The 13,090-nt window shown below is 64.2% G+C and carries 12 protein-coding genes and 1 riboswitch; of the genes, 6 read left to right on the top strand and 6 right to left on the bottom strand.

From position 1 onward, the window contains the following. The first annotated feature begins 72 nt into the window (after positions 1 to 72). Positions 73 to 286: riboswitch (cobalamin riboswitch) on the top strand. A 111-nt stretch (positions 287 to 397) separates the two neighbouring features. The 3 genes from ALII_RS0105355 to ALII_RS0105345 all read left to right on the top strand — a co-directional run bounded on the left by ALII_RS0105355 (position 398) and on the right by ALII_RS0105345 (position 3,183). After that, the gene (locus tag ALII_RS0105355; RefSeq protein ID WP_024586293.1) at positions 398 to 1,645 is read left to right on the top strand and encodes an aromatic ring-hydroxylating dioxygenase subunit alpha; all 1,248 of its coding nucleotides are present in this window, start codon (positions 398 to 400) and stop codon (positions 1,643 to 1,645) included. A gap of 214 nt (positions 1,646 to 1,859) precedes the next feature. Then, positions 1,860 to 2,948, top strand: a complete 1,089-nt coding sequence (locus tag ALII_RS0105350) for a hybrid-cluster NAD(P)-dependent oxidoreductase (protein ID WP_024586292.1) — start codon at positions 1,860 to 1,862, stop codon at positions 2,946 to 2,948. A 1-nt stretch (position 2,949) separates the two neighbouring features. Continuing rightward, a complete protein-coding gene (locus ALII_RS0105345) occupies positions 2,950 to 3,183 on the top strand; it encodes a hypothetical protein (protein ID WP_024586291.1) in 234 nt (77 codons plus the stop codon). Here the strand turns inward: ALII_RS0105345 and ALII_RS0105340 are convergent, their stop codons facing one another. From ALII_RS0105340 to ALII_RS0105330, 3 genes are all read right to left on the bottom strand, one after another. Beyond that, positions 3,184 to 4,290, bottom strand: a complete 1,107-nt coding sequence (locus ALII_RS0105340) for a pyridoxal phosphate-dependent aminotransferase (protein ID WP_029660233.1) — start codon at positions 4,288 to 4,290, stop codon at positions 3,184 to 3,186. Between the two features lie 115 nt (positions 4,291 to 4,405). Further along, a complete protein-coding gene (locus ALII_RS0105335; RefSeq protein WP_024586289.1) occupies positions 4,406 to 5,149 on the bottom strand; it encodes a TorF family putative porin in 744 nt (247 codons plus the stop codon). A 224-nt stretch (positions 5,150 to 5,373) separates the two neighbouring features. Continuing rightward, positions 5,374 to 6,552 carry a serine hydrolase gene (locus tag ALII_RS0105330; protein ID WP_024586288.1) on the bottom strand — a complete coding sequence of 393 codons (1,179 nt, stop codon included), beginning with the start codon at positions 6,550 to 6,552 and terminating at the stop codon, positions 5,374 to 5,376. A 201-nt stretch (positions 6,553 to 6,753) separates the two neighbouring features. On the opposite strand from ALII_RS0105330, the gene ALII_RS0105325 reads away from it, so the two are divergent. Genes ALII_RS0105325 through ALII_RS0105315 form a run of 3 tightly spaced genes read left to right on the top strand, consistent with a single transcriptional unit; the run spans position 6,754 to position 8,697 of the window. Further along, positions 6,754 to 8,067, top strand: coding sequence for a UDP-glucose/GDP-mannose dehydrogenase family protein (locus ALII_RS0105325; RefSeq protein WP_024586287.1), 1,314 nt, complete (start codon positions 6,754 to 6,756; stop codon positions 8,065 to 8,067). Between the two features lie 41 nt (positions 8,068 to 8,108). Further along, complete coding sequence (locus ALII_RS0105320; RefSeq protein ID WP_024586286.1) at positions 8,109 to 8,414, top strand: type II toxin-antitoxin system RelE/ParE family toxin; 306 nt, start codon at positions 8,109 to 8,111, stop codon at positions 8,412 to 8,414. After that, a complete protein-coding gene (locus tag ALII_RS0105315; RefSeq protein WP_024586285.1) occupies positions 8,407 to 8,697 on the top strand; it encodes an addiction module antidote protein in 291 nt (96 codons plus the stop codon). Before ALII_RS0105320 ends, ALII_RS0105315 begins: the two co-directional genes overlap by 8 nt. A gap of 6 nt (positions 8,698 to 8,703) precedes the next feature. On the opposite strand, the gene ALII_RS0105310 is transcribed toward ALII_RS0105315, so the two are convergent. The 3 genes from ALII_RS0105310 to ALII_RS0105300 form a co-directional block, all read right to left on the bottom strand. Continuing rightward, positions 8,704 to 10,116 (bottom strand): hypothetical protein, encoded by a 1,413-nt coding sequence (locus ALII_RS0105310; protein WP_024586284.1) that lies wholly within the window; start codon positions 10,114 to 10,116, stop codon positions 8,704 to 8,706. A 62-nt stretch (positions 10,117 to 10,178) separates the two neighbouring features. Next, positions 10,179 to 11,165 (bottom strand): GNAT family N-acetyltransferase, encoded by a 987-nt coding sequence (locus tag ALII_RS0105305; protein ID WP_024586283.1) that lies wholly within the window; start codon positions 11,163 to 11,165, stop codon positions 10,179 to 10,181. Continuing rightward, positions 11,162 to 13,087, bottom strand: coding sequence for an alginate lyase family protein (locus ALII_RS0105300; RefSeq protein WP_024586282.1), 1,926 nt, complete (start codon positions 13,085 to 13,087; stop codon positions 11,162 to 11,164). Before ALII_RS0105300 ends, ALII_RS0105305 begins: the two co-directional genes overlap by 4 nt. Positions 13,088 to 13,090: the final 3 nt, after the last annotated feature.

Below are 13,090 nucleotides of genomic sequence, written 5' to 3'. Positions count from 1 at the left end.
TCGATCTTTCGTCGCGTCGCCACATGCTCATCCCATGTCGCATTCCAGCTTCCTAAGCCGCCGCGCGAATGCTTCAATGCAGCTAGTTCAGGTGCCGCCTTCTGACCGAGGTGGAGAATTGGGAAGCCGGTGAAAAGCCGGCGCTGCCCCCGCAACGGTAAATGGAGTGACGTCGCAACGGGAGCCACTGGGCATGTCTGCCTGGGAAGGTGTTGCGGCAGGTCGATGGAGCGATCCATAGACCGGCTCTTGAGCCCGGAAACCAGCCTGAACCTGTAAAGAACCGACTGATCGCGGTGGGCGGTCAAGGGGCGGATGTGCGCGCGGATCGCTCCGTTGCGCCTTTCTCCTTCGAAATCTCCACCAGTTCAGTCCTTGCATGAAGGCAGGACAGGACATGGATGCGCGCAACGAAATGCTGGACCGGCTCCAGCGCCGTAAACCCGGCTACAGCCTCGAACAGGCGTTCTACACCGATCCGGATTTCTACCGGCTCGATCTCGATCTGATCTGGTATCGCGACTGGCTCTTCATCGGTCATGATTGCGAATTGCCGAAGCCCGGCAGCTATTTCACCGTGCAGATTGGCGATTATCCCGTCGTCGTGGTGCGCGACGCCAAGGGCGCGATCCGCGCCTTCCACAACACCTGCCGCCATCGCGGCTCGCGCGTCTGCACGGCGGCAAAGGGCACGGCAGCCAAGCTCGTCTGCCCCTACCATCAGTGGACCTACGATCTCGACGGCCGCCTCGTCTTTGCCCGCCAGATGGGCGCCGGGTTCGACGCTTCGCAATTCGGCCTGAAGCCGGTCGCCTGCGAAAGCGTTGCCGGATATCTCTTCATCTGCCTCGCCGATGAGCCTGCCGACTTCGCGCCCGTCCGCGCGCAGGTCGAACCCTATCTCGCGCCGCACCGGCTGATGGAAACGAAGATCGCCTTCGAATCGACCATCATCGAAAAGGGCAACTGGAAGCTCGTCTGGGAGAACAACCGCGAGTGCTATCACTGCGCGGGCAACCACCCCGAGCTATGCAAGACCTTCCCCGAAGCGCCGACAGTCACCGGCGTCCAGGCCGCCGAAAGCGACCCGGAAATCGTCGCGCATTGGCAGAAGTGTGAGGCAGCAGGCCTGCCGTCCAGATTCGAAATCGCCGCCACCGGCCAGCACCGCGTCACCCGTGTCCCGCTCCTGCGTGATGCCGTCAGCTACACGATGACGGGCAAGCGCGCGGTGAAGAAGAACCTCTCCGACACCGTCACCACCGACCGCATCGGCTCGCTCCTGCTTTTCCATTATCCAACGACCTGGAACCACGTTCTCGGCGACCACGCCGTCACCTTCCGCGTCCTGCCGATCAGCGCGACTGAGACGGCCGTGACGACCAAATGGCTCGTCCACAAGGATGCCGTCAAGGGCGTCGACTACGACCTTGCCGAACTCACCCATGTCTGGACCGAAACCAACGACCAGGACCGCCGCATCGTCGAAGAAAACGCCTTCGGCATCGCCTCGCCGGCGTATCGGCCGGGGCCGTATTCCGAGGAGCACGAAGGCGGCGTCATGCAGTTCGTGGATTGGTACTGCCGCTTCGCCGAGGAGAGGCTGACGGGCGGCGCCAAGCCCGCGCTGCGGTCGGTGGCGTGAGCGACATGTTCAACGTATCCGCCAGCACCCCCCTCTGTCCTGCCGGACATCTCCCCCTCAAGGGGGGAGATCACGCGATGGCAATGGAAGCGCCGTTCTTGCAACGTTGCAGAACGCGTTCGATCACAACGAGATTGATCTCCCCCCTTGAGGGGGAGATGTCCGGCAGGACAGAGGGGGGCGCGACGAAGCTCGAACTTCAAGGTCAACACCCATGACCGCCCACCTCTACAAATACCTCGACGAAATGACCCCCTGGGACGACCGGCTCCAGGTGCTCGAATGCCTGCGCGTCGTCGACGAGGCGCCCGACGTCAAGACCTTCACCTTCCGCTCAGACAGCCAGACCTGGTTCCGCTACCAGCCCGGCCAGTTCATCACGCTCGAACTCCCCGCCGCGCCCGATCCGCTGATGCGGACCTACACGCTGTCCTCCAGCCCCTCCCGGCCCTTCTCCATCGCCGTCACGGTCAAGGCGCAGAAGGATTCGCTCGGCACGCGCTGGATGTTCGATCACCTGCGGCCCGGCGATCATATCCGCGCCTTCGGCCCGTCCGGCACCTTCTCGCTGCACAACCACCCGGCGGCAAAATACCTCTTCATCTCGGCCGGTTCCGGCATCACGCCGATGATGTCCATGCTGCGCTGGCTGAACGATTTCACCCCGCAGACCGATGTCGCCTTCGTCAACTGCGCACGGCGGCCCGAAGAGATCATCTTCCGCAAGGAACTCGAGCTTCTGGGCGCGCACATGCCCGGCCTGTCGCTGGGTTTCCTGATCGAGGAGCGGTCGAGCCGCGAAAGCTGGTTCGGTCACATGGGCCGCATCGATGCGGTGCGCTTGCCCTTGCTGGCGCCCGATTTCCGCGAGCGCGAGATTTTCTGCTGCGGCCCCGACCCCTTCATGCGCGCAGTGCGCGAGATGCTCGAGGTGGCCGGTTTCGACATGGCGCACTATCACCAGGAAAGCTTCGGCGCGCCGGCGATCGAGCGCATCCAGGCGCCGTTCGAGGAGGAGATCGCCGCCGAACCGCCGGCCGATGCACAGCCGGTGCGCTTCGCGCTCTCCGACGTCGAGGCGCCGTGCCTGCCCGGCCAGACCGTCCTCCAGACAGCCCGCGCGGCCGGCATCCGCATCCCGGCAGCCTGCGAGTTCGGCCTCTGCGGCACCTGCAAGACCATGAAGATTTCCGGCGAGGTCGAGATGAGCCACAATGGCGGCATTCTCGATCACGAGATCGAGGAAGGCTACATCCTCGCCTGCTGCTCGCGTCCGCTCGGACCTGTCACGGTGGAGGCTTAGGATGGGTCAGGCACGCCAGTTCGGCCTGACGCCGGCACCCTCGCGTCCCGCACTCGTCCCGCGCCGGCAACCTGAGCCCGAGGAGGTCTTCCTCGCCTGGCTGATGTGGCTCCCCGCCGACGCCGACCGGCAGCAGGCCGCGGCACGGGAGGTCAGCCGCATCGACGCGAGCGATGCGAAAGGCGAGGGACCGACAAGGCTCCGCGCCCTCTTCGCCGACCTCGCCGCCGGCTGATCAGCCCCGCGCCTCCTCCAGCGCAAAGGGCAACTCGCGCTCGAAGATATCGATTTCGGCCGCCGGTCCGACGGAAACGCGGATACAACGGTCGAGCCCCGGCGCCATCGGCTTGCGCACGAAAACGTCGCGCGAAATCAACGCCTGCATGACCTTCAGCGCGAAGGGACCGTCGCTGCCGCAGTCGATCGCGACGAAATTGGTGGCGGATGGGATCGACGCGAGGCCGTTGTCGGCGGCGATCTTCGTCAGCCTGTCGCGGCACGCGGCGACCTGCGAAATGACGCTTTGCAGATAGTCATCGTCGTCGAGTGCGGCCAGGGCGGCAACCTGCGCCATGCGGGTCATGCCGAAATGATTACGCACTTTCTCGAACGCATTGATCGTCGTCGTCTCGCCGATCGCGTAGCCGCAGCGCAGGCCGGCGAGCCCGTAAGCCTTTGAAAAGGTGCGCATGCGCACCACGTTCGGCCGCGTCACGTCGAGCGGCGGCAAGGTGCCCTCCGGCGCCGTCTCGCCATAGGCTTCATCGAGGACAAGCATCGTCGTTTCCGGCAGCTCGTCGATGAAACGCTGGATGTCCACCGCCGGCCACCAGGTGCCCATTGGGTTGTCCGGATTGGCCAGATAGACCAGCGGCGCATTCTCGCGTTTCACCGCGTCGAGGAGCGCCGAAAGGCTCTCGCGGTCGTCCTCGTAAGGCACGGTGACAAGCCGCGCGCCGAACCCGGCGACATGGTAGTTGAAGGTTGGATAGGCGCCGAGCGAAGTGACGACAGGGGTGTTTTTATCGGCCCAAAGTCGCACGATCAGCCCCAAAAGCCCGTCAATTCCTTCGCCAATGACGATGTTTTGGGCTGAAACTTCGTGCTTTTCAGCCAGCCTTTTGCGTAATTCGGCACTTTCCGGGTCGCCATACATCCACATTTCGCCCGCTGCCGCCGCGATGGCGGCCTGCACTTTCGGCGACGGACCGAACCCGCTTTCGTTGGCTCCGATCCGCGCCTTGAAGGCCTTGCCGCGGGCGCGCTCCTGCGCTTCGGGCCCGACGAACGGCACGGTGGCGGGCAGCGTTTCGGCGAGCGGTGTGAGGTGAGGGCGGATCATGCGGCGGGCTCCTGAATCTGTGCCGTCGCACTACTCCCCAACATGTTGAATGACAACAAAAAAGGCCCGCCGAGTCGCCTCGGCGGGCCAGGTCTGGGAGGTGCAGGCTAAGAAATCAGCGACCGCCGCCGAACTGACCGCCGGCGAACATCTCGCGAACCGAGTTGAACGAGGTGTCGAAGGACACCGATGCCACGAAGTATTCGCGGTTGAAATCGGAGTCGTGGTAACGGACGTCGAAGGTGACCAGGTCGGCGTAGGTGTAGGAAAGGCCTACGTTCCAGTCGACTTCGTTGCCGTCCTGAAACTGCCGGCCGATGCCGCCCGACAAGGTGAAGTCGTAGGGCAGTTCGACAGCGGCGGTGGCAACGCCGTACGTCGCGTCGCTTTCGAAGTCATGGTAGAGTTCGAGACCTGCCGAGAACTCGTCGGTGAACTGGTAGCTCGGCTTGATGTAGGCTTCGCCGCAGCACTCGCCGGTCTCGTCGTAGAAGTAGTGCACATAGCCGATGTCGACCGTCAGATTGCCGAAGGTCGGGCGGATACCGCCGTAAACGTCGATCTCGACGTTGTCCGGATCGGCATTGATGCCGGAAACACCCGATGCCCAGACGCCGACATACGCCCAATCGTAGGAAGCCTCGACATAGCCCTGCAATGTCGGGCCGTCGGTGTAGGCGACGCCGCGCGAGACATAGCGCGAGGTGAAGGTCGCGCCGAAGGCGATGTCGATCGCCGAAGCGACTTCTTCTTCGAGAACCACCGGCGCCTCATAGACGACGGCATCGGCTGCGAATGCGGGCAGGGCGGAGACGGCGGCGATTGCGATGGCTGCCGCCGAAGTACGGATCAGGTTCATTGGACCCCCAGAGAGCTGTCATGATGACATCACGCTCGCCAACCCCTCCGGTCTTCTGCGCCATGTCGCTGAACCAACTGTGGCGCAAAACTTCGTCGGCGCAATTGCGAACAGGTGTAGGATATTGCGTTGCAGTGCCGTGTTGCGTTGCTGCAACGAAATCTGCGCACCCAGTAGGCAGTGGGGCCCTGCGTTAGGAAAATGCTAACCGATCTGCCGATCGCTTAGGCAATATCCAGGCCGCGCGCGAGCTGCCCGAGCGCGGCAATTTCCCGTGCAGTCGCCAGATCCTCGCTCGCATCGGGCCGTGAGGACGTTTTCGCGATGGTGATTCGGCTGACTGGATCGACCCAAACCCACTGACCGTGAATGCCCACTCCGCAGAAAGAGCCGCGATCGTCGCCCACCTGATACCAGCAGGAGCGGTAGCGGCCATCGGCGAACATGTCCGCGAAATTGCCGTCGACCCATGCCTGGCGGTTGCCGTTGGCGTGCATGTCTTCGATCCAGCCGGCCGGAATGATCTGTTGGACCGCCGCATTGCGCCCGCCCATGCGCACGAGATCGCCCAGCCGCGCGAGGTCCTCGACGGTGATGCAGATACCGCCGGCGGCCCGCGCCGTGCCGACCCGGTCGACCGTGACATAGGACGCACCGGTCATTCCCATCGGCTTCAACAGGCGTTCGGCGAGATAGTCGTGGTAGCGCCGCCCGACCGCCCGTTCGATGACGAGGCCAAGAAGATCGGTGTTGGGCGAGGCGTAGTAGAAGCGCTTGCCGTGATCGCCGCTATTACGCGCGGGCAGGGTGGCGAGGAATTGTTCCATCGTCTGCGCGACGGTGTCGGCCCGTTCCGGGTTCCAGAGCATCGCGCGGCGGTAGCGATCGAAGGCGCTGTCCTTGTCCGTGTATTCCTCGTCGAAATCGAGATCGACCGTCATGTCGAGAAGGTCGCGCACCCGGGCGCTGCCATAGGCGCTGGAGGCGGGCATGGGAACATAGTCGGTGATCGGCGCGTCGGCATCGAGCAGCCCGTCATCGACGGCGATGCCCGCAAGCATTCCCGTTACGGATTTCGAGATCGAGAAGATGACATGCGGTCGGTTGAGGTCGGCATGGGGCGCATGCCAGTCGGCGATGACCTTGCCGTCGCGCAACACGACGAGCGCATCGGTCCAGGAGGCGCGCAAATAATCGGATAGGTTTGTGGCGTTACCGTCGATCTGCAAGGTGATGCGGTCGATCGCGGCGCTGCCGACGAGATCGCGCGGCCGCTCGTGCGCGGAAGTCATCATGGCAGTGGGAACGAATTCGCTGACCGACTGGAAGCTCAACGTGCTGAACGGATGTTCGCGCCAATTGGCGAGCGTCACTTCGTTGCGCGAAACCTGGTCGATCGTCATCTGCTTCTCCGTCCTGTGTCGTTCCGTCAAACGCGCAACAGCCCGCCCCAGTCAAGTCGTCCGGCATTGGTCCAGGCGATCGGGCAAGTTTGCCGCGTCGCGATAAGGCGACCTTTACCTCCGGATGATAGTCACGGCGACGCGAAGTTCCGGCGCATTCGCGCGGCCGGACGGATGACGGTTTTCGGGCGGGGTGATGCGATGAGAATTTCGGTATTCGGACTTGGCTATGTCGGCACCGTCTGCGCGGCATGCCTGGCGCAGCGCGGCCACGAAGTGATCGGCTGCGACGTCAGCGAGACGAAGGTCGATCTCGTCAATGCAGGCCAAAGCCCGATCATCGAAAAGGACGTCGGCGAACTGGTCGCCTCCAACGTCGCCTCCGGCCGGTTGCGGGCAACGATGTCGACCGCCGAGGCAATCGCGAATTCCGACATCTCGCTGCTCTGCGTCGGCACCCCGTCCAAGCAGAACGGTTCGCTCGATCTCGGCCATGTCGAAGCGGTCTGCGAGCAGATTGGCGAGGCTTTGAAGGCCAAAGCCGGATTTCACTCGGTCGTCATGCGCTCGACCGTTCTGCCCGGCACGCTGGAAACGCTGGCCGTGCCGGCTCTCGAGCGGAGTTCGGGCAAGAAGAACGGCGAGGGTTTCGGCGTCGCGTCGAACCCTGAGTTCATGCGCGAAGGGTCGGCCGTCGCAGACTTCGACAATCCGGCCAAGACCGTGATCGGCGCGAGCGACGACGAAACGCGCGACCGGCTGAAGGCGCTCTACAAGGGCCTGCCGGGCAAGCTGATCCTGACCGATCCGCGCGTCGCAGAACTCGTCAAATACACCGACAACACCTGGCATGCGCTGAAGGTCGCGTTCGGCAACGAGATCGGCAATGTGTGCAAGGCGGCCGGCGTCGACAGTCACGAACTGATGCAGATTTTCTTCGCCGACGACAAGCTCAACATTTCCAACGCATATCTCCTGCCCGGTTTCGCCTTTGGCGGCTCGTGCCTGCCGAAGGACGTGCGCGCCATCAACGCGTTCGCGGTGGAAAAGGATGTCGAAACGCCGCTTCTGCGTTCGCTGATCCCGTCCAACAAGCAGCAGGTGGAACGCGCGCTCGACTGGGTGCTGCGGCAGGGCAAGAAAAAGGTTGGCTTCCTCGGTTTCTCGTTCAAGGCCGGCACCGACGACTTGCGCGAAAGCCCTTATCTGGAACTCATCGAACGACTGATCGGCAAGGGCTGCGACGTACGCGTCTTCGACAAGAACGTGTTTGTGGCCCGCCTCGTCGGCGCCAACAAAGCGTATCTGATGAACGCCATCCCGCATGTCACGCAGTTGATGGTGTCGTCGCTCGACGAGATCGTCGATCATTCCGAGATCATCGTCGCCACCAACCGCGCACCCGAATACGAGTCGATCGTCACCGCGATGCGCCCCGAGCAGGTGCTGCTGGACATGGCGCGCCTGCCGAATGTCGCCGCGGCGACGGGCCGTGTGGACGGGATCAACTGGTAGGCGGCCCTCTTGAGTTTTGTAATTTATAGATTACGATTGTCGTGGTGGCGGTCAAGCAGACGGAAACGTTCCTCCGTTGGGAACGTCGCCTTCGCGACCCCAAGGCGCGCGCGATCATTGCCGCGCGTGTCTATCGGTTGGCGAACGGAATCATTGGTGATGTTTCACCGGTCGGCGAAGGCGTCAGCGAGTTGCGCATCCACTATGGCCCTGGCTACCGGCTCTACATAAAGCAGCGCGGTCTGGAACTGGTCATCCTGCTCTGTGGCGGCGACAAGGGCTCGCAAGCGCGAGACATCGACCTGGCAAAGAAGATCGCGCGGGACCTGGAGAACGAAGATGGCTGAACGGCTGACCGACTACGATCCGGCGGATGCGTTGAAGTCCGACGAGGCGATCGAGATTTTCCTCAATGACGCGTTCGAGACTGGCGATGCGCGCTACATCGCCAAGGCTTTGGGCGTCGTCGCCCGGGCCAAGGGGATGACGAAGATCGCAAAGGAGACCGGACTTGCGCGCGAGCAGCTCTATCGTTCGCTGAGCGAGAACGGGAACCCGACTTTGGAGACGACGCTGTCCGTGCTGAAGGCGATCGGCTTTGAACTGACTGGCAAGCGCCACGCAGCGTAGTCGGCGTCAATAGCGGCTGAGATCAAGCCGCTGGTCGATGAAGGCGCGCTTGCCCTGGCTGCCGCAGGCGAGGCAGTCCACGCGCTCCAGCTTGAACGTTAAATGACCGTCGGCCTTCGCCTCGAGCGCGGCGCGGATACGTTCGGCATCTCGCAGGGTGCCATTCTTGGCCGCGACGTAGCGGATCACGGCCTTGCCCGGCTCCGACTGGACGAACTGGAATTCGCTCATGCCGCGGAAGAAGGCCGGGTCCTGCGGCGGAAAGTTCGTCGCGACGATGCGATTGCCCGCCTTGCCGATGAAGAAACCCGGCTTGCGGCGCGGGGAGATGGCCTCGACTTTCATGCGCCAGCCATTTGCGCGTGTGCCCGGCTCGACGAGGCGCGCGCGGTCTTCGGTGTCGTAGCGGATGAAGGGCATGCCGTGGGTGATGAAGCCGGTGCCGATAAGGCGGCCCTCGGTGCCAGGCTCCGTGACCGGCGCGCCATCGTCGTCGACGAGTTCGGCGAGGCCGTAGAGCGGTTCGAACTCGTAGATGTCGTCCGCGACTTCGCGAGCGAAAAGCGCTTTCTCGCTGAGGCCGTAGAACGGAGCGAAGGCGACGTCGCCGAGCGCCTGGCGGATCGTGGCGCGCTGGTGGTCGTAGAGCGGTTCGGAGATCGGCAGGATGCCTCTGATCGGCATGCGGAAGCTGCGGCCGAGCGCCAGCATATGGCGGCAGAAGAGTTCGATCGCCGATGGATAACCGTGCAGGAAGCGGATCTGGCGCGCATCGATCAGGTCGATATAAAGCGCGACGTCGGCTTCGGTCATCGGGAAGACGCAAAGGCGCAACTCGTTCAGCGCCGGCTCCCATTCGAACAGGCGATCCTCCGCGCCCTTCATGCGAAAGCCCTTGAGGACACAGCGCGTCTCATCGCGCGTGTAGCCGGCCCGTGCCCAGGCATCGTTGACGAAAGCGAATTCGCGCACCGAGCGATCGCGGTCGACATAGAAGGCGAAGGGCTCTTCACCATTGGAGCCGCTGGTGCAGTTGCGCACGAGGCTTTTCGCGGGCCGGGTGAGGGCAACTGCGCCGGCGGCGCGCAGGTCGCCTTTCGTCAGGATCGGCAGGCGGGCGAGGTCTTCGACTTCCATCTGCCGTGCATCGAAATCCTCACCGAAGGCGGTTTCGAAACGTGCACGATGGAACGGGCTCGCATGGATTGCGGTGCCGGCCAGCGAGCGCAGGGCCGCCGTGGTTGCGGCAGTGGAGAAGTCGCTATCGGTCCGCGCGCGAACGATGTCGCGGCGCCACCGCTCGTAGACCGCGCCGTAGCGAAGCGAGAGGGGGACCATGGAAATCAGCGGCGCGACCGACCGGCGCAGGCCAGGCGGGCTTTTCACATAGGCGCTGCGCGCGATGTCCAGCAGGCGCAAGGCCGTTCCCCCTGAAGAATGCGATCACCAATCTGTCATCGGGCGCTTAAGATTCGGCTAAGCTAGAGGAAGGCGATGCACTCGCCGATGAGCGTGTATTCGCGCGGGCGCAGGCCCCGCTTGAAGGTGGAATAGCCGGTGTTGGGGTCGAGCCCGCCGAGATCGAGCATTACGACGCCTTGCGATTTCATGTGCCGGATCGCCTGCCACAAGAGGTAGTTGCCGGCATTGATCGCGCGCCCGTCAGGGCCGAACCAGGCGACGAAATATTCCGCGCCGAGCCCGTAGCGGATGACGGAGATGCCGGCGACGGGCCGGCCTTCGTGGATCGCCTGCAGGATCGTGAAATCGTTGCCCGATGCGTCGCGCAGGACGCGCAGGAACCGGTCGTCGACGGCGGCGAATTCCTTGTCGCGCTTGTTCTCCTCGTGCCGCGCGATCATCCACTCGACGAGTTCGGGTTCGTTGCCGACGCGAAGCGAAATGTCGAGCTTGTCGCATTTGCGCAGCTTGTTGCGGAAGTTCGGCTGAAAGGAGCCGATGATTTCCTCCTCGCTGCGGGTGAGGTCGACCTGCGCCGAAACCCAGCCGGTTTCCCCATGGATGCGAAACCCGGCAGCGCGCATCAAAGCAAGGTTTTCGGGCGTGCTTTCGAGCGACGGCGCGACGACGAGCGCGCCCTTGCCGATGCGGCCCCAGCCGCGCTTCAGAGCGCGATAAACGGCGAGGATGGTTTCAGGCGGCGGCGCGGCATCGAGGAAGAGCGGCCCGCGGCTGACGCGCGAGAGGAGACGCATACCGGCGATGCGCTTCTCGAGGATCTGGCAGATCGCGACGGTCCGTCCGCCAGCCTCGAAGGCGACGCGCGTCGGGGTCCAGCCATTGCTGCGCCGCGCCTCTCCATAGGCATGGGCCTGCGTCAGGTGCGGCGCGGGAACACCTGCCATCAGGCGCTGCCAGTCGGCGAGCGAGGGGATCGGGCGGACCGTGATTGGCTTTGATTGCGATGAAGCGGCGATCCGGGCGGGAGAGACAGTAATGTCGGTCATGCGCGGCTCACCGGTTTTTCGACGAGATGGATTTTGGTGGCGAGCGGTCGGTCCGAGAGGCCCCGCCAGGACAGGCGCGGGGCGGGAGCCTTCGCGCCGAAGGACGGCGAGACCCAGCCGCCATCGAAGCGGTCTTCGCCGATGGCGATGTCGAAGTGTGCGTCCGGCAGTGTGAAGACGACGATTGGTGTCCCGACCTTCCAAATCGTCGCAGTCGCGCCATCGACAAGAATGTCGAGGCCGGGGGCGAACTGGAAGACGAGTTCGACGGGCTGGGGCTTGCCTGAAACCTCGTCCTCGATGCGCAGGCCGTCTTCGGTGACGCGGACGTGCCGGCGGTGGGTGGCAGCGAGGCGCTTCGCGTAGCCGTCATGTTCGGCAAGGAGCGCGGTATCGGATGCTTCGACCAGCCGCGCCTTGGCCTTGTGCGACCAGTTGAAGGCACCGGACATGACGCTCTGGTCGGCACCGGCGATGGTCAGCGTGTTGTGCGCGCGCGTCGAGCGGAACCAGTCCCGCCACGCGCCGCCCGAATGGTAGAGGTAGGTGCCCGGATCGACGAGGACCGGCTCACCGTCGATGGAAAGCAGCACTGAAAGCGCGTCGGCGTGGCCGTGGGCGGCGATGGAGAGGTAGCCGAGCGGGCCGTGGTCCATGACGAGCTTGAAGCGGGCGCCGTCGAGGACGCTGTAGCCACCGTCGGGGAATGTGGTCAGGCCGCTTGCGGTTCGAGCGTCGCCTTCGGCAGCCTCGCCGAAGATCGCATCGCGCAGGTGTGGTTCGGCGGGGGAAACGGGCGACGGCGTGCCGAGATACGCCATCGCGGCGTTGGCGATCGAGGCGGGGTAGCGCGGCTCAGGCTCACACATGGCGATGACGCGGCCCTCGTCGTCGTCGCAGAACGCGGGTGCGGTTCCGTTGGACGAAGTCGCGGCCAGCCAGTTGGCGAAGGCGATCAGCCGTGTTTCGAAGACCGGGCCGAACGGCTCGCCCAGATTGCGCGCGGCGAGCGCGGCCAGAAGCGCGAACTCGATCGAGAACGCGCCGTAGGTCGGCGACTGCTCGGCCGGGACGCCGTCGGGAAGGATTTGCTTTTCGATTTCGGTTTCGAGGGTCTTGCGCGCCTTCGCCGCCATCGTGTCGGCGCCGACGAGGTCGGGCATGGCGATGCCGATCAGGTACTCGCCTGCGGCCTCGGCAATGAGGTGGTTGTTGGCTGAGGAGAAGCGCGAGGGAAATCGCGTCAGCCAGAAGGCGTGCGCGGCGAGGATTTCGCGAATGCGGCGGATCGTGTCGGGCGACAGATGCGAGCCGCAGATGCTGCAGACGACGAGGAGCGAAATCGCGCGCAGGGCAAGCTCGATGCCCGAGTTCCAGACGAGCCCGCGAAACGGCGGATGGGCGCGGTGCCAGCTTTCGATGGCGGCCTCGATGGCGCGGCGGGCATCGGCATCGTCGTCGAGCGCGAGCTTGGCTGCGAGCGGCTGGAGAAACTGCAGCCGGTTGAACTCCCAGACATATTTGACGTCGCCGAGGCGTGTCTCGTGGCGGTAGGCGATGTCGAAGCAATAGGCGTCCGCGCCCGGCCAGGAGAGCCCCGAGACAGGGTCCAGCCGCCAGACTTCGACCGGAAAGAGCGCATCGGCCGGTCGTTTTGGCCACTCGACGCCGAGCGCGGAAAAGCGCCCATCGAGCAGCGCCGAACAGGTGCGGTCGAGCGCTTCGCGCACGGCGGGCGATGCCTGCAGGACGACCTCGTTCAGCCCCGGGATCCGGGGGATGTCGTCGTTTTGCTGCGCAAATCGCGCCCAGCTTTCGTGCCGGCCCTTCGAGGACAGCTTGCGGCGCTTCTCGACGACCCGATGCGCGACCTCACCGGGGCTCATATTGCGCAGGCGATTGACGTACCAGCCAAGCGACATCGG

The organism is Aliihoeflea sp. 2WW (assembly GCF_000497755.1).
In the GTDB taxonomy this organism is placed as follows: Bacteria; Pseudomonadota; Alphaproteobacteria; order Rhizobiales; family Rhizobiaceae; genus Aliihoeflea.
The sequence above is the reverse complement of the archived record's forward strand: the minus strand, read 5'-3'. Positions and strand labels throughout refer to the sequence as shown.